Genomic DNA, 15,336 nt, shown 5'->3' on the forward strand with positions numbered 1-15,336 from the left:
ATGCCTTTGCTTTGGGATCTTGTCACGACGATCGGCGTTGAACTTGTGCGGCATTCACAACATCCTGAAGGGTACAAACCGCAACGATATCAGCGGTGGGGCGATCCCTGCAACAAAGCCCCCCGACATGGGCCCCCATTTGCTTGGCTGCCGGCGCGATCCCGGGGACATGATTGTCGTGGGCATCATTGACGGATGCCGTATCACCGATGACGAAGATTTCGTCGTGTCGCGGTACCGTCAGATCAGGCCGAACCAGCACGCGACCGGCGCGGTCATGATCAGCTTGAAGCCAGTTCGCGGCGGGTGAAGCCTGAACCCCGGCGGCCCAGATAATCGTCTCACAGGGGATGATTGTTTCCCCAACTTCGACTGCGGTCGCATGACACGCAGTGACCGGGTCGCCGAGCAGAATCTCGACGCCAAGCTTGGACAGCGCGCGCGCTGCATAATCAGAAAGCGTTTGTGGAAATGTCGGCAGAACCTTGGGCCCCGCCTCAATCAAAAGGATGCGGGCGGTGTTGGTGTCGATCCGTCGGAATTCACGTGGCAGGATACGGTGGGAAAGTTCAGCGATGATCCCAGCCAACTCAACGCCTGTCGGTCCTGCGCCAATGACCGCAAATGTAAGATGAGCGCGCTGCAGCTCGGGATCGTCCGTTCTTTCAGCGGCCTCAAACGCCGATAGAATACAACGCCTGATCGTCGTAGCATCTTCCAGTGTTTTTAGCCCAGGTGCGTTCTGCTCCCATTCAGGGTGACCGAAATAAGAGTGGCGCGCCCCCGTTGCCAGGACGAGAGTATCATAGTGAATACTGGTGTCATCGCTCAGAAGCACACGTTTGTTCTGATGATGGACACCTGCGACCGTCGCCAAAAGCGTCGTCACGTCCTTCCGGTCGCGAAACACCTGCCGCAGGGGCCATGCAATTTCTGATGGTGCAAGGATTGTCGTGGCAACCTGATACAGCAAGGGCTGGAACAAATGGTGGTTGCGCTGATCGATCAGCGTGATCCGTACATTCGCACGCTTGAGAGATTTGATGCATTGAATCCCGCCAAATCCGCCACCGACGACCACGACATGGTGGCGGTCACCGACCTTATTGAGATCAGTTGGGGTCATCACATCGGTGTCCCCTCACGGCGTGCATCTTCTGCCATGTCTGCCAGCAACCAGACCATGCGATCCAGAAACCAGAGCTTTGCGCCCATCGTTGTGACAAGCCCGACCATCGCCCATCCCAGGTCCAGTTGCCAAAGTCCATATGCGAGGACGATGACCCCCATCACGGCTGCGATATTAAGGATCCGACTGACCCGCGCATGATGACACGGAATAGGATTTGACCGGCTGGCCAGCCAAACACGTTCGCCCAAGACCGCCTTGGTCATCCAAGCATTGTGATTTGACGGCGCACCAAACAGGCGCGGGTTGATCCATGTCCAGACCAGAACCGCCAACACAAGCCATAAGGCGCCCCAGCCCAGCCAAACGCGGCTCCAAACTGCGAGGCTAAGAAGTGGCGGGATTGGCATGCGCGACCAGCCACTCCAAGGGTTGGCATGTTTGGCCCATGTGGCATCGTCCATGCCCATAAAGCGCTCGGTTAGCTTTGCTATGTCCATATCTTGGTCCCCTTTGCGTTTGCGGCGCGTTTGTCTTTGCGGGCTTCAGTGACAACAATCGCAATGCCCCAAAGTCCGGTGATCAAAGGTGCAAGTGCCGTCCACATGCCTGGGAAGTAGTCATATCCACCGCCGTGCAAGATGGCTTCACGTACCGGAAAAATCAGCAAATGCGTCGGCTCTCCAAGGAGCATGCCTGTAAAAATGAAACATGACACGAAACCGCCTAAGGGATTTCGTCGCGCAATGGCGTATGCGCCAAAAATCCAAACAAGAGGGAAGAGAAAGCCAATGGTCCACAGGAATTGTTCCGCTGTCCAGATGCCGGTCGTGATCCCGGCAATCATGGGCCCGAACTCAAACACCTGCTCCTCCACAATATGCAGCATTAACAAAGCTGCGGTCACGAGATATGGCGGAAGCAGCAAAGCCGGATCGGTCGGATGGTTAAAACTGGTAAACAGCCAAAACACGATCCCACAGCCTAATGCGCAGAAACCAATGATCAGTGTGGGCAGCAAATCAGCAGTGTGAAAAAGATGCGTAGTGAAGCCAACAGAGATTGTCGCGGCTATGATGAAGTAAATGATGTTTTTTGAAGTCATGACAATGGTCTCCGACGTGTCAGGTTCAGCGTGAAACGTAATGATGAAAATGCGAGGGCAATTACGACGAAACCGCTTGCCATGCCCGGCACCCAAACTGGCGCGGTCGAAGACAGAAGCGGCAAGGCGACGTGGCTGAGCGGGAACACCAAGCTCCAGACAGCTAGCAACAAAATGGCAAAGCCACCCACACGGGCGTGGTAAAATGCCATCGCGCCGCCAAGCAACCAGATAACGGTAGCACTCAGTGATAACGATAGTGCGAGGCTTGCATCTGTGATGATGTTTGGCGGTTGAATAAGGTTGGGGAAGGCAGTCACGACGACATCTGCGTAGCCACCCCGAAACTGCTCAGCACCATGAACAAGAAGCGCAATGATTAGAACGATATGGCTAGGCAGAGCCCGGCGACTGATGGGTGTGGTGTAGCCAACCGTTAACCACAAAACGAAGGCAAGCACGACGGAAAGCATGACAATGCTTGCCAGCCAGATACCGAGATAGATGAAAACTGCCAGCAAGAGCGTCAGCGTCAGAGCGACAACCGCCACGATGGAGACCCAAGGCGGCGGGTTGAACGCGACGGCGTCGTCATCGAGGTAAGAGTCAAAAATGGATATCAGCATACGGGCGTTCCTGCTATTAATTGTAGTATGCAACTATATTGGTGGATTGGTCTTGTCAAGCTAGTTGCACAGTGCAATTATATGGCGGTGAAATGAAGGACTTCTAATGAACTATGAAGAAATAATGCTATTCTGGGTGAACCGATTGAGCTTCCTGTCCCGCAGAGAAATACAATCGCGCTTTGCAGCAGCAGGTGAGCCGATCGCTGCTGAAGAGTGGGCCGCGCTCCTCATGCTTTGGCGCAAGGATGGGCTTTCTCCTAGCGAAATTGCCGATGCAACGACACGTGACAGGGCGACGACGACACGCCTATTGGAGCGTATGGAGAAGAAGGGGCTGATTGCACGCAACACCGGCCAGAATGACGGGAGGCGGGTTGTCGTATCGCTTACAGATCGCGGCCATTCAATCAAAGACACGCTCGTTCCAATTGCCCTGACTTTTGTCGCTGAGATCACTGAAACAATCAGCCAAGAAGATCTGGACGTTACGATGAGGACTCTCCGAACCATGTCGGCCCGCATTTTGACCGCAGATCGCTGAACGTCATCAAAGCGGAGTGACAAGACACGCTCGGCACATCAAGCGGCTGGAACAGCCCAAGACGTCGGCCGAAGGAGCAAAGATGCAAGCACCGGATATCAAAACAGACTTCAGGCTCATGCAACTCAAGAACGGCCGTAATCTCTCGTTTTCGGAGTGGGGCGTGCCCGATGGTTTTCCTGTGTTCTATTTTCATGGAACACCGAGCTGTCGTCTTGAAGCTGGATACGCAGACAAGGCGGCCCGAGACCTTGGCTTTCGTTTGATCGCAACAGATCGACCCGGCTTTGGTCGCTCGGATTTTCAAGAAAACCGGACGTTCAAGGACTGGCCGCAAGTCATTCTGGACTTGGCAGAATATCTTGAAATCAATCAATTCGGGGTCATCGGTCATTCTGGCGCTGGTCCGCATCTCTTTGCCTGTGGGGCTTTCATCGACCCCAGCCGGCTCAAGTTTGTCGGTGCGCTTGGGCCGTGGGGTCCTGTCTCTTCCCCTGAAATCATGGCCGACCTGAACCGTCTTGACCGTGTCTTCGCCAATCTAGCCCGTCGCGTTCCATGGGTTATGAGGATCGGTTTTGCGCCCATGGGATGGGCCGCCCGATACTGGCCAGGTTTGTTCTTCTGGCTTTTGAAACGTTCGGTTCCGCGGCCTGACCAAATTGTTCTTGAAGACCCTGACGTAGCCGCCCGGTTTCGCGCGATGCAAGCTGAGGCATTCCGACAAGGCAGTCGTGGTGCGACGCATGAGGCCTATCTGGCCTATTCCAAATGGGGTTTCGACATTTCCTCTGTCCGCGTGCCTACGCACATTTGGCTAGGTGCCGACGACATCTTTGTAACCAACGCAATGGGACACCACATGGCCTCTACAATTCCGAACGTCGATTTTCATTGGGTTGAGGGTGCGGGTCATCTGAATTTCGACAACTGGAAAGACATCCTCATGGCCTGCCGTCACCATGTTAGATGAGAAAGCCGCACCAATCATATGACGTTTGGGTTGCATTTTCAGGTCATGTCTTCTCTTGGTTTTGTAAACATGCAATGGCCTGCGTGGCGAAGACAGTATCGCTGAGCTTTGCCGTCGCGAAGGCATCTCTCAAGGCATTTACTACAAGTGGTCGAAGGACTTCATGGAAGCCGGTAAGAAGCGGTTGGCATGAACGGCCGGTTTCTCGCGGCACACCAGCATAGGAATTTACGCCGTTGCAGCAACATCCTCGCTGCGCGCGCGCAGCACAAAACCAGTACGTCCGGTGTGGGCTCTCCCGATACCTTCGCCGCGTCGGTCACGAGCGGCGGGTTCGGGAACCAGCGCCGTTCGCTGCATCGTGCGCGAACTAGTAAGACGCGGACTTTGCCGCCTTTTGCCGGTGCAGCCTTTGCTTTCGCAGAAACTCCTCGCAAACGCAGTATCAGGTTTTTGGTACAACAACGGATTTTCCGTTTTCGGTTATTCAATAATACTGGCTTCACCAAGATCTAAATTGACCCTTCCGGTCAGCGCATCGCCGGACTTGGCGCCGACAGGCAATTCAATCTGAGATGCGTAGTCATCCGATATCCTGGTGCAAAAATAGAGTTTGGCATGTGTGACCGGAGCGCCTCGCAGCCAGGTTATGCGTTCAGCGGTAAAGACCGGATCCCCTAATGGAGCGTCCAAAAACTCAGCGAATTCGCTGTTCGCTTTGGCTGCCAAGAAACCTAGCTCCAGATCGGTACAAGGCACTCTCTTGACCAACCGTTCGTTGCGCCGGGAATGCTCAATGGACTCGTCTAGAACGTCTGGCACGACATAACTTCAATGCTCTGATCAGTTCGAGGTGCCGTTTTCAGAAAACACCGATTGCAGACCCAAAGACTTCGCAACGCCCTCTAGTGCGGCCAGCGTTCCCGCATCCAAGGGAATGCCTATTTCCGATCTCTCTTGATAGGCCAAGCGCTCGGGATCGCCGGGAAAGAAAACACCATCCGAACCCGGTGCCGGCGGCGAGGATTTCACCCAATCCGTGTACTGGTCGATGTCTGAAAAGAAGGCTTCTGCACCGCCGAAAACGTCGGGATCAATCAGGATGGCGAACATGTTGTTCACGACGCGATTTTCGACAACACGCGACGGCAGGTAAGCACCGCCGCCACTAAGCGCGCCACCCAGGATGTCACACAGCAGCGACAGACCAAAACCCTTGTGCAGCCCCATGGTTGTCAACGCACCTTTTGGCTCTTCGAACATGACCGATGGATCACGCGTCGGGACACCCTGGGCATCAACAAGACAGTTCTCGGGCACCTCGGCCCCTGCCAAATGGGCGACGCGTACCTTCCCCTGCGCAATCGCGCTGGTGGCCATATCCAGCAGTATCATTGGATGATCCGGCGATTTGGGAATGGCTGCACAAAAAGGGTTGGTGGTAAAACGCGCACTGCGGCCCCCGAACGGCGCCACAAGAGAATTTGGTGAAAGTACGTTTACGAAATGCACCGAGATAAAACCTGCTTCGGCGGCCATCGTCGCCCAGTCACCTACGCGCCCGATGTGAAAACTGTTGCGCAGCGCCAAAACAGTCAGCTTGTGCACCCGCGCTCTTTCAATCGCAAGGTTCATCGCCTGTTCCGACACGATCTGTCCAAAGCCCTGTTGCCCGTCGATTTGCAGAAGCACCCCGTCATCCTGAACGACGCTTGCAGACGCCTTTGCATGCAGTTCGCCGGCCAGAATGGCGCCCACATAGCCGGGCAGAACGCCAACGCCGTGGCTGTCGTGTCCGGTGAGGTTGGCAAAAACCAGTCTGTCTGCAACTTTGGTCGCCGCCTCTTGGTTGCCGCAGGCCTTGGTTAGGATGTCGGTTGCAACCAAAGTCAGGTCTTGGGAGGAAATGCGCATCGTCGTTTTTCTTTCTGCAGGGCGTGTAAATGCCGCGTGGCGATCTTAGGGCACTTTGCGATAAATGGAGGCTCGTTTGCGCACCGGTTCCAGCAGGGACAGATCGCTGGGTTCCACGTCGAACCCTTGGGGAAAGGGCGGCCGCACTTCCATGCCAAGCGCGCGCATGACACGCGGGTCGCGATAGTAGCAAAACACGACGATCTGATGCAGTTCCCGCGCCGCTGCGCTGTCGGCCATGTTCAGATCCATAGGATCCGTTTCATCGCCCGACGCGGTCAGAAGCCCCTTTAATGCGACGTGGACGCGGGCCGCATCCTGCAAGATGTCGGCAAAGATCACCGGATCACCCGCGCCGGGAAGGCCATCGTTTTCGCTGGCCGGGATCATCCGGTCAGCCAACCGCCTGAGCGTATCGCATTCGTCGGAGGAGAAGGGGGAGCCGGACGCGGGAAGTGACATCGCAATTCCTCAATCGAACAAGTTGGTTAGGCGGCGTTTGATCTGGTCGGCAATATAGAGCGACATTGCCTGCAACGTACTGGTCGGATTGACGCCACCGCTGGTTACAAAAATGCTGCCGTCGACGATAAACAGGTTGCGAACGTCATGAGAGCGCCCCCATTCATTGACCACAGAACGCTCGGGGTCGGTTCCCATGCGGGCAGTCCCCAGCAGATGCCAACCGGCCATTGGAATTGGAGAGGTCGTAAAAACCTTGCGCGCGCCAGCGGCAGTCATGATCTCACGGCCCTTCTCGCAGGCGTGGTCGAGCATCGCTCGACTGTTCTCGCTCAGGGTATAGCTGATCCTGGGTGCGGGGATGCCATTGCTGTCAACCAGATCAGGATCAAGCGACACTCGGTTATGCTCTTCCGGCAAATCCTCGCAGATCGCAGCCAGGCTGGTGACCCGGTTCATCAGCTTTCTGGCAGCCGCGTGGTGGCCATCACCCAGGGGAACCTCTCCCCATTCCAGCCCGGCCAGGACGGTGGCGGCCGGCCCCATACCGCGTGATGTCTCGAAGGTATAGCCGCGCACGAACCCGCGCTGTGGGTCGGTTTCGTAAAACTCCTGGGACAGAATGGATTTATGCGCGCCCTTGTAGCCGTCAAGCGGATCGTCAAAGACCCCCTGAATAGCCGCATATGGGTGGAACATCAGGTTTTTTCCCACCAGCCCGCTGCGATTGGCCAAGCCTTCGGGGAAGGCTTTGGAAACCGAGTTCAGCAGGACGCGGGGGGTTCCGACGCCATTGGCGGCGAGTATCAACACATGCGCAGCCTGAAAGCGCTCTACACCTTTTTCATCGAAATAGACGACGCCTGTGGCCATGTCGTTTTCATCGACGGCGATCTCGCGAACACGGCAACTCGTGCGCATCTCGACCCCGCCGCGTTGCGCATGGGGCCAATAGGTGACATCGACGGAACCCTTTGCCCCCTGCGCACACCCCGAAAGACAGGCACCCAGATTGATGCACGGGGCCCGGCCGTCATAGGCTTCGGTCGCGATGGCAAGATCGCAAGGCCACCAGTGCCATCCGAGCGTGTTGAAGGCCTCTGCCAGACGGCGGCCGGACCGGCCCATGGGAATCGGCGGCATGGGGGGCGTCTTGCCCGGCGGATAGGCCGGATCACCAGCCAGACCCGCCACTCCCATCATACGGTCGTTTTCCGCAAAAAACGGCTCCAGCGTTTCGTAGTCAACAGGCCAGTCATCGGCGACGCCATCAAGCGTGCGCACACGAAAATCCGACGGATGAAAGCGCGGGAAATGGGCGGCATAAAGCACCGTGCCGCCGCCCACGCCATTGTAGTTCGCCACCTTGATCGGCGAATGGTCGTCGTTGACGGGATAGTCTTCGGGCCAGCCGCGGCGATTGGGACTTATATGATGATCGCCAGCGCGGCGCGCCTCCCAATCCAGTCCGGTCGAGGGGAAACGCCCTGAATCCGGAACGCCGCCCTGTTCCATGCACACGATGTGCATCCGGGTGTCCATCAGGCTCCAGGCAACGGCGGCGCCCGAGGCGCCTGCACCGATAATCAGAACATCAATGGGATCGTCGGACATCGGGATACACGGTTCCATTTCGGACAACCCGCGCGGCAAAGCGGGCCGACATTACACTGCGAACGCCCGAAGGACCGGCGGACTATTCCAATCTGGCGATAGAGTCAATTAATGTCAATAAACTTGATATACTATCGAGTATTGTTGCTTCTGGGCTTGTGCTAAGACCGTCAGGAACGGTACTTTTCCAGCCGTCGCCACCAGCAGACGAGAGACATGACGTGACTGCAAGTATCCTGAAAGACGCCGAAAGGTATCTCAAGACGTCGTCCAAATGGGTGTCGGGCGAAGGCACCGCAGAGGACATCACCTCGGACGACCTTTTTGCCACGACCGAGCTAATGTTCCTGGCCTATCTCGGCACATTGGAAGACACGGCACTGCAATTGAAAGAGGTCGGGCTTGGGCGCATTCATCACCGGCTGCTCTATGTCGCGGTCAAGAAGCCGGGCAAGTCGGTCGGTGATATCCTGACGTTTCTGCGTGTTACCAATCAGAACATTCATCGGCCGCTGGGGGACCTGGTCAAGCTGGGCTATGTCGAACAACGGACATCGGTCACCGACCGCCGCAAGCGCGAGCTGCATGCCACCCCGAAGGGTGTCGAGATGTTCGAGTTTCTCGTGCAACGGCAATATGACCGGTTTCGCGGCGTCTATGACACCGTCGGACCAGAATCGCTCAAAGAGTTCTGGAAAGTGCTGTGGTGCATTCTCGATCAGCATGACCGCGATTGGCTGCTCAAGGAGCAGCAGCCAGAGAGCTAATTTATAACAATAATAATTAATATATCAATTTCATTGACACAAATGGACATGAGCCTCTAGACTTTTTTGTCAGGCCACATGCCCGAGAGAGTCCTGCGGCCCGACAGGGGAAGAGCGCAGGCAGTTTCAGGCTTTCTTGCAGGCCTCATAAGCGGAGCAACCGGCCCGTCGGGCGGTGACCGCTGCATCGGCACGGGAGGTTATGCCATGAAATTCAACACACTGTTCTCACTGTTAGTCGCCAGTTTAATGTCGCCAGCGGTCGCATTCGCGGCGGACCCGATAGAGCTGAAATATGCAACCGTCGCCCCGGAAAAGACCCCCTGGGGCGCGCATTTCCTCGATCGCGTCGCAGCAGCCGAGACGGCAGCGGATGGGTCGTTGAAGGTCAACATGTTCTTCAGCTCACAGCTTGGCGACGAACCTACGGTCGTCAATCAGGTGGTGCGGGGACGTATCGACATCGCAGGGCAGTCCAATACAGCGACCGCCCTGGTCGTGCCGGAGTTTTCGCTTTTGGCTGCACCGTTCCTGTTTCGCGATGCCGCCCAATCCGATTGCGTCTTTGACAATCACGTCAAGGATATCTTTGGCCCGCTTCTGGAAGCCAAAGGGTTGATCCTGTTGTCATACATGGAGGTCGGATATCCTTCGATCTATTCAAAAACGCCGGTCGCGACGGCGGAGGACCTGAAGGACCTGAAAATCAGGGTCGCCCCCAGCAAACCTTATCCGCTTTATTTCAACGCGGCAGGGGCTGCGGCTTTGCCACTTGCAGGGTCGGATTCCGTGCCCGCCATCAAGACCGGGCGTGTCAATGCGCTGCACACCTCGACCGTCTTCGGCCTTGCTGTCGGCTATCACAAACTGGGCTCCAACGTGACCTATCTGCCATCGCATCATGACATCGGAACAGTCGTCATGAGCAAGAAGACCTGGGACAAGCTGACGCCTGAACAACGCGAGGCCGTGAGCGTCATGGGAGAAGAGGTCAACGCCCTGCGCAAAAGCATCCGCGACACGCAGGTGGCCCTGCTGGCAAAGGCCGAAAACGAGGATGGCGCGACGGTTTTCCGCCCGCAAGGAGAAGACCTCGAAGGGTTTCGCGTCTTTGCCGAGCAGGCGCAGCAGGAACTTGTCGCGTCGATTGGAGAGTCGGCGGTGCCAATCTGGGCCAGGATTCAGGATGCCGTAAAGGCTTGTGGCGGGTAAACTCGGCGCGCGGATGCGAGGCCGAACAGGGGGCCGGACATGGGCAGGATGATCCATTTCTTGACCCGGGTTGAAGCCCTGGTCGCGGCGGTTGCCTATATGATCGTCACGATGCTTCTTTTGGCCGGCATCCTGGCCCGCGAGCTTTTCTCATTCTCGATATGGGGCGTTGAAAAGATGGCAGTGTTCGCTGCCATCTACGCCGCGTTCCTGGGCCTGGCACTTGCCAGTGCGTCGAATTCGCACTTGCGGCCACAGTTTACCGATGGGTGGTGGCCAGAGCGCTGGCGTCCCGCCGTCGCCCGTTTGGGGGATCTTTTGTCGGCGCTCTTGTTCCTGTGGCTTGGCGTTCTTGCGGCGCGCTACGTGATCGACACCCATGCCAATGATGCGCGTTCGATGGTCATCTATTGGCCGCTTTGGGCAATACAGATCGTCATTCCCTATGCGTGCTTTTCCTCCGCTTTGCGCCATCTGGCCTTTGCCCTCGAACCGGCGCTGAAACCCGCGCCTGACATACAGGGCTGAGCGATGACAGCTGTTTTTCTCTTTCTGTTGGTCTTCGCGCTGTTGGTTCTCCGCCAGAGCGTTATCCTGATCTTGATCGTTGCCGCAGCCTACGTGCACTTCTTCTATGGCGACGCAGAACTGACCTATCTCATTGATGACATCTGGACAGCTGTGAACCGCGACGTGCTGCTGGCTGTTCCGATGTTCATTCTGGCGGGCAGCATCATGACCCGCGGGTCGATCTCCCGGCGACTGATCGACATTGTTCGTGAGTTGACGCAATGGCTGCCCGGCGGGCTTGCCGTTGCCACGATCCTGTCCTGTGCTGTCTTCGCCGCGATTTCCGGGTCGTCGCCTGTCACCCTGCTGGCGGTGGGAAGCATTCTCTATCCGGCGCTGCTGGAACACGGATACGACAAGAAATTCGCCCTCGGTGCGCTGGCATCGGCGGGCACGCTGGGGATCGTCATTCCGCCCAGCATCCCGCTGATCTTTTATGCCATCGTTACGGAAAACTCGATCAGTGACCTGTTTCTGGCAGGGATCATTCCGGGGCTGATACTGACCTTCGTGCTGTCGCTCTATTCACTTATCGTCAACCGCCACATTGCGCCAATCCCGTTTGATGTGACCACACTGGCCGCCGCGCTAAGGAATGGCATCTTTGCCATGCTGGCCCCCATCATCCTTCTGGGCGGCATCTATTCGGGCTATTTTTCGGCCACCGAAGCGGCCGGCGTAGCGGTCGGCTATGCCCTGATAATCGAACTGCTAATTTACCGTGCCCTGAAACCTGCCGACCTCTTTGACCTTTGCGTTGAAACCGCCCGTCTGCTTGGGACGATCCTGCCCATTCTGGCGGTGGCCAGCAGCATCAACATCCTGTTGACCGTCGAGCAGGTGCCGCAGAACTTTGCGGCCTGGATGTCGACCGTCGTCAGCAGCAAACTTGCCTTCCTGATCGTTCTGAACTTGTTCCTGCTGCTTGTCGGATGCTTGATCGACATCGTTTCGGCGATCCTGATGCTGGCCCCAATCCTGCTGCCTGTTGCCGCTGCCTACGGCATCAACCCGATCCATTTCGGCATCATCATGGTTGTAAACCTGGAGATCGGGTACATAACGCCGCCTATCGGGCTGAACCTGATCGTGGCAATGACGGCCTTCAAGGAAAAATTCCTGCTGATTTGCCGTTCGGTTCTCCCGTTCATCGCATTGATGATATTCGTGCTGATACTGGTTGTATGGGTGCCGGGGTTGTCATTGGTACTGCTTGATGGCTAGAGCCCGGTCCATGGCGCTGACTGAAGAATCCATCGGCGAACTTTGCGGGGTTCTTGGGAACAAGGGCGTTCTGACCGGTAATGCGGCCGGTCCGAGATACCGCACGGACCCACGCGGCATCGGTGAGGTTCTCCCCGCGCTGGTCTTGCGCCCGGCAAACACCGATGAGGTGTCCCGCGTCATGGCGATCTGCCATGCCGAAAACCAACCTGTTGTGGTGCAGGGCGGGATGACCGGGCTTGTTATCGGCGCGCGCCCGCAGGCAGGCGAAGTGGTGCTGTCGTTAGAACGAATGAACCGGGTCGAAAAAGTCGACCCCGAGGCAGGCACGATGGTGGTTCAGGCCGGAACGCCGCTACAGGTGGTTCAGGATTGTGCCAACGCGCATGATCGCTTTTATCCGCTCGATCTGGGTGCGCGCGGATCCTGCACCATTGGCGGCAATCTGGCCACCAATGCCGGCGGCAACCGTGTGCTTCGATATGGCATGACCCGCAATCTGGCACTTGGGCTCGAGGTGGTGCTGGCAGACGGCACCGTGCTGTCCAATCTGACTGGCTATCTGAAAAACAACACCGGATATGACCTCAAGCACCTCTTCATCGGCAGCGAAGGCACCCTTGGTCTGATCACCCGCGCGACATTGCGTATTTTCCCCAAGCCGCGCACTCAGATCGTGGGGTTCTGCGCGATCGACAGTTTTGCTGCGGTGGTCGAGACGATGACCCATCTGCAGCAGTCGCTGGGCGCCGATCTAAGCGCATTCGAAGTGATCTGGTGCGACACTTACACGGCAACAATCTCGGATGTTGCCGGTATCACACCGCCCCTGCCGACAGGCTCTGCCTTTTATGTCCTGACCGAATTGATGGGCAGTGACAAACGCCATGACCGCGACAAGTTCGAGACCGCATTGCAGGACGCAATGCAAAAGGGGCTGATCAGCGACGCGGTTGTTTCGCAGTCGGACAGAGAAGTGGACAACCTTTGGGCCGTGCGGGATGGCATGGCCGAGGCCATGGGTCAGCAGCAACCCGCTGTCGGCTTTGACGTCAGTCTGGATATTCCGGACATGGCCAACCTGGAAAGCACATTGCGCCAACGGCTGGCGGATGCCCTGGGCAAGGTTCGCCTGTTTATCGGGGGCCACCTGGCGGACGGTAATTTGCATCTTGTGGCAAAGCATGTTGGCGCCGACCCGCAGCCACGCGAATTGATCGAAAGCATCGTCTACGGCCTGATCGGTGAAATCGGTGGCTCGGTTTCAGCCGAACACGGCATCGGGACGCTGAAGCGCGATCATCTGCCGCAAAGCAGAACACCAGCCGAACTTGCCGTGATGCGCAACCTCAAAGACATGCTCGACCCCAAGGCATTGCTTGGCCGTGGCCGGATCCTGCCGCCGCGCGACCACTCTGAAAACATCACGCCACTCTCGAGGAATCCAGACAATGAGTTTTGAAATCCAGTCCCTGTTCGCCAGCAAGTTGCCCGACCCGGCCCCCCAGCCGTTCTCCGGGTTTCCGCGCTACAACTTCGTCGGCGGACACAACGACGCGACCAGCATCCCGGTCCAAGCCCTGAAAGCCGCCGCGCTGCGCGTGCTTGATGCCGAGGGCGCGTCGCTTGCCACCTATTATCTGACAAGCGGACCGCAGGGCCACCTGCCCTTGCGCCAGTTCATCGCCAAAGCCCTTGCCCGAAACGCACAAATGGGCGACGGGGCGGAAAACATCCTGACCACCTCCGGCTCGTTACAGGCGCTGGACCTGGTCAATCGGTTGTTGCTGAATGAAGGTGATACCGTGATCGCCGAAGAGGCCAGTTATGGCGGCGCGCTTGGCCGGTTGAAAAGGCTCGGCGTGAACTGCCGCGGGGTGCGAGTGGATCAGGACGGGATTGATATGCAGGAGCTGCGGTCGATCCTGGAAGATCAAAAGGCGCGTCAGGCACCGGTAAAGTACATTTACACCATACCGACGGTTCAAAACCCGACAGGCGGTGTCATGTCATTGGAACGCCGCAAGACGCTGCTCCAGCTCGCAGCGGAATTTGACTGTGTCATTTTCGAAGACGATTGCTATGCCGATCTGCTTTGGGGGGCACCGCGCCCGCGCACAATTCGGTCATTGGATGCCGCCGCGGCCCAGGCACAGGGTCGGGCAAATCGCGTCATCTATTGTGGGTCCTTTTCAAAATCCATCGCCCCCGCTCTGAGGGTGGGATACCTGATTGCTGATTGGACCGTGCTGGCGCAGATCCTGCCTCTGAAAACAGATGCGGGAACCGGCGCACTTGAACAGATGGTGCTGGCAGAGTTCTGCCGTGAACATTTTGACGACCACATCGCCGGGATGCAGAAAATGTTGAAGCGCAAATGCGATGTGATGGTAGAGGCCCTGAACAGGTCTTTTGGTGCGGCCGCCGAATTCGTCGCGCCCAGTGGCGGGATTTTCATCTGGATCACCCTGCCAGAAGAGGTCGATACGACCCAGTTGGCCGCCGCCGCTGCTGGGCATGGTATTGCCATCAATCCGGGGGCGGAATGGACCGTGGATGGTGCAAAAAACCGCAACCGCCTGCGGCTTTGTTTCGGTCACCCCGATGAGGAAACCATCCGGGTCGGCGTCGCCAAGCTGGCTGAGATATGTCACGAGATCTTTCGCGTCCCTAGGTACGCTGGCAACATCCAACAGGGTAAATAAGCTACATCAGCCGCTTGATTGTTTACTGCACGCGCGCGCCGGAGGTCCGGTCTTTTGCACGGCGGATTTCGGTCGGCACTCCCGTTTTTTGGGGTTACCCGTTTTTGATATAGAGGGTCATTTTTGCAGCGCCGCACAATGGTGCTTTGTCCGCGACCTGTGAGTTCGAGTGTTAATCCTTGCTGTGGCCAGCATAAACGGCCGGTCTGGCCGCTGCATGGCATGCTGAAATCTTTGCATCTGCGGCAAATTTCGTGCTGCGAGCGCGCGCAGCGAGAACCCGAGTCTTCCGCTTCGGGCTCTCCAGACATGTGACGTAGCAGTTAACTGTAAGACTGCGGCCGTTTTGCAAAATATTGGCACTTAATGAGGCTCTTCCTCACTTAGTGTGGCGCAGTGGCAGCATTCTGGCTTTCAGCAGCTCTGCACCGGCTCGACCGTACATTGCCCGCTTGAGTGTCTTCAGGCGGTTGATCTGGCCTTCCGCTTGT

16 protein-coding genes are annotated in these 15,336 nt (G+C 57.1%); 8 read left to right on the forward strand and 8 right to left on the reverse strand.

Features of this window, described 5'->3' with window-relative positions; translation table 11 throughout:
* Positions 1-22: 22 nt before the first annotated feature.
* The 4 genes from QO231_RS24985 to QO231_RS25000 are packed head-to-tail and all read right to left on the reverse strand — an operon-like array spanning position 23 to position 2,860.
* Positions 23-1,126: an NAD(P)/FAD-dependent oxidoreductase gene (locus QO231_RS24985; protein WP_316782708.1), complete on the reverse strand. Its 1,104-nt coding sequence runs from the start codon at positions 1,124-1,126 to the stop codon at positions 23-25.
* A complete protein-coding gene (locus QO231_RS24990) occupies positions 1,126-1,629 on the reverse strand; it encodes a DUF6653 family protein (RefSeq protein ID WP_316782711.1) in 504 nt (167 codons plus the stop codon). The genes QO231_RS24985 and QO231_RS24990 overlap by 1 nt, the downstream gene beginning before the upstream one ends.
* Positions 1,620-2,234 carry a hypothetical protein gene (locus QO231_RS24995; protein ID WP_316782714.1) on the reverse strand — a complete coding sequence of 205 codons (615 nt, stop codon included), beginning with the start codon at positions 2,232-2,234 and terminating at the stop codon, positions 1,620-1,622. The genes QO231_RS24990 and QO231_RS24995 overlap by 10 nt, the downstream gene beginning before the upstream one ends.
* Positions 2,231-2,860 (reverse strand): hypothetical protein, encoded by a 630-nt coding sequence (locus QO231_RS25000; RefSeq protein ID WP_316782717.1) that lies wholly within the window; start codon positions 2,858-2,860, stop codon positions 2,231-2,233. The genes QO231_RS24995 and QO231_RS25000 overlap by 4 nt, the downstream gene beginning before the upstream one ends.
* Before the next feature lie 106 nt (positions 2,861-2,966).
* On the opposite strand from QO231_RS25000, the gene QO231_RS25005 reads away from it, so the two are divergent.
* Complete coding sequence (locus QO231_RS25005; protein WP_316782720.1) at positions 2,967-3,404, forward strand: MarR family winged helix-turn-helix transcriptional regulator; 438 nt, start codon at positions 2,967-2,969, stop codon at positions 3,402-3,404.
* An 82-nt stretch (positions 3,405-3,486) separates the two neighbouring features.
* The gene (locus QO231_RS25010; RefSeq protein ID WP_316782723.1) at positions 3,487-4,377 is read left to right on the forward strand and encodes an alpha/beta fold hydrolase; all 891 of its coding nucleotides are present in this window, start codon (positions 3,487-3,489) and stop codon (positions 4,375-4,377) included.
* A gap of 483 nt (positions 4,378-4,860) precedes the next feature.
* On the opposite strand, the gene QO231_RS25015 is transcribed toward QO231_RS25010, so the two are convergent.
* The 4 genes from QO231_RS25015 to QO231_RS25030 form a co-directional block, all read right to left on the reverse strand.
* Positions 4,861-5,106 (reverse strand): hypothetical protein, encoded by a 246-nt coding sequence (locus tag QO231_RS25015; protein WP_316782725.1) that lies wholly within the window; start codon positions 5,104-5,106, stop codon positions 4,861-4,863.
* Positions 5,107-5,220: 114 nt separating this feature from the next.
* Entirely contained in the window at positions 5,221-6,291 is a 1,071-nt protein-coding gene (locus QO231_RS25020) for a malate/lactate/ureidoglycolate dehydrogenase (RefSeq protein WP_316782727.1), read from the reverse strand.
* A 45-nt stretch (positions 6,292-6,336) separates the two neighbouring features.
* Complete coding sequence (locus QO231_RS25025) at positions 6,337-6,753, reverse strand: hypothetical protein (protein ID WP_316782730.1); 417 nt, start codon at positions 6,751-6,753, stop codon at positions 6,337-6,339.
* Between the two features lie 9 nt (positions 6,754-6,762).
* Positions 6,763-8,367 carry a GMC family oxidoreductase gene (locus QO231_RS25030; RefSeq protein WP_316782733.1) on the reverse strand — a complete coding sequence of 535 codons (1,605 nt, stop codon included), beginning with the start codon at positions 8,365-8,367 and terminating at the stop codon, positions 6,763-6,765.
* Positions 8,368-8,588: 221 nt separating this feature from the next.
* On the opposite strand from QO231_RS25030, the gene QO231_RS25035 reads away from it, so the two are divergent.
* From QO231_RS25035 to QO231_RS25060, 6 genes are all read left to right on the forward strand, one after another.
* A complete protein-coding gene (locus QO231_RS25035) occupies positions 8,589-9,134 on the forward strand; it encodes a MarR family winged helix-turn-helix transcriptional regulator (RefSeq protein WP_316782736.1) in 546 nt (181 codons plus the stop codon).
* 207 nt (positions 9,135-9,341) lie between these two features.
* The gene (locus tag QO231_RS25040; RefSeq protein WP_316782738.1) at positions 9,342-10,346 is read left to right on the forward strand and encodes a TRAP transporter substrate-binding protein; all 1,005 of its coding nucleotides are present in this window, start codon (positions 9,342-9,344) and stop codon (positions 10,344-10,346) included.
* 48 nt (positions 10,347-10,394) lie between these two features.
* Complete coding sequence (locus tag QO231_RS25045) at positions 10,395-10,874, forward strand: TRAP transporter small permease (RefSeq protein ID WP_316782741.1); 480 nt, start codon at positions 10,395-10,397, stop codon at positions 10,872-10,874.
* Between the two features lie 3 nt (positions 10,875-10,877).
* Positions 10,878-12,140: a TRAP transporter large permease gene (locus tag QO231_RS25050; protein WP_316782744.1), complete on the forward strand. Its 1,263-nt coding sequence runs from the start codon at positions 10,878-10,880 to the stop codon at positions 12,138-12,140.
* Positions 12,141-12,150: 10 nt separating this feature from the next.
* Entirely contained in the window at positions 12,151-13,602 is a 1,452-nt protein-coding gene (locus QO231_RS25055) for an FAD-binding oxidoreductase (RefSeq protein ID WP_316782747.1), read from the forward strand.
* Positions 13,592-14,845 (forward strand): aminotransferase-like domain-containing protein, encoded by a 1,254-nt coding sequence (locus QO231_RS25060; protein WP_316782750.1) that lies wholly within the window; start codon positions 13,592-13,594, stop codon positions 14,843-14,845. Before QO231_RS25055 ends, QO231_RS25060 begins: the two co-directional genes overlap by 11 nt.
* Positions 14,846-15,336: the final 491 nt, after the last annotated feature.

Source organism: Sedimentitalea todarodis (assembly GCF_032595355.1).
Taxonomy (GTDB): domain Bacteria; phylum Pseudomonadota; class Alphaproteobacteria; order Rhodobacterales; family Rhodobacteraceae; genus Sedimentitalea; species Sedimentitalea todarodis.

Coding starts and splice junctions, on each gene's coding strand:
- QO231_RS24985 (WP_316782708.1), bottom strand. CDS start 1,126: ATGACCCCAACTGATCTCAATAAGGTCGGTGACCGCCACCATGTCGTG.
- QO231_RS24990 (WP_316782711.1), bottom strand. CDS start 1,629: ATGGACATAGCAAAGCTAACCGAGCGCTTTATGGGCATGGACGATGCC.
- QO231_RS24995 (WP_316782714.1), bottom strand. CDS start 2,234: ATGACTTCAAAAAACATCATTTACTTCATCATAGCCGCGACAATCTCT.
- QO231_RS25000 (WP_316782717.1), bottom strand. CDS start 2,860: ATGCTGATATCCATTTTTGACTCTTACCTCGATGACGACGCCGTCGCG.
- QO231_RS25005 (WP_316782720.1), top strand. CDS start 2,967: ATGAACTATGAAGAAATAATGCTATTCTGGGTGAACCGATTGAGCTTC.
- QO231_RS25010 (WP_316782723.1), top strand. CDS start 3,487: ATGCAAGCACCGGATATCAAAACAGACTTCAGGCTCATGCAACTCAAG.
- QO231_RS25020 (WP_316782727.1), bottom strand. CDS start 6,291: ATGCGCATTTCCTCCCAAGACCTGACTTTGGTTGCAACCGACATCCTA.
- QO231_RS25025 (WP_316782730.1), bottom strand. CDS start 6,753: ATGTCACTTCCCGCGTCCGGCTCCCCCTTCTCCTCCGACGAATGCGAT.
- QO231_RS25030 (WP_316782733.1), bottom strand. CDS start 8,367: ATGTCCGACGATCCCATTGATGTTCTGATTATCGGTGCAGGCGCCTCG.
- QO231_RS25040 (WP_316782738.1), top strand. CDS start 9,342: ATGAAATTCAACACACTGTTCTCACTGTTAGTCGCCAGTTTAATGTCG.
- QO231_RS25045 (WP_316782741.1), top strand. CDS start 10,395: ATGATCCATTTCTTGACCCGGGTTGAAGCCCTGGTCGCGGCGGTTGCC.
- QO231_RS25050 (WP_316782744.1), top strand. CDS start 10,878: ATGACAGCTGTTTTTCTCTTTCTGTTGGTCTTCGCGCTGTTGGTTCTC.
- QO231_RS25055 (WP_316782747.1), top strand. CDS start 12,151: ATGGCGCTGACTGAAGAATCCATCGGCGAACTTTGCGGGGTTCTTGGG.
- QO231_RS25060 (WP_316782750.1), top strand. CDS start 13,592: ATGAGTTTTGAAATCCAGTCCCTGTTCGCCAGCAAGTTGCCCGACCCG.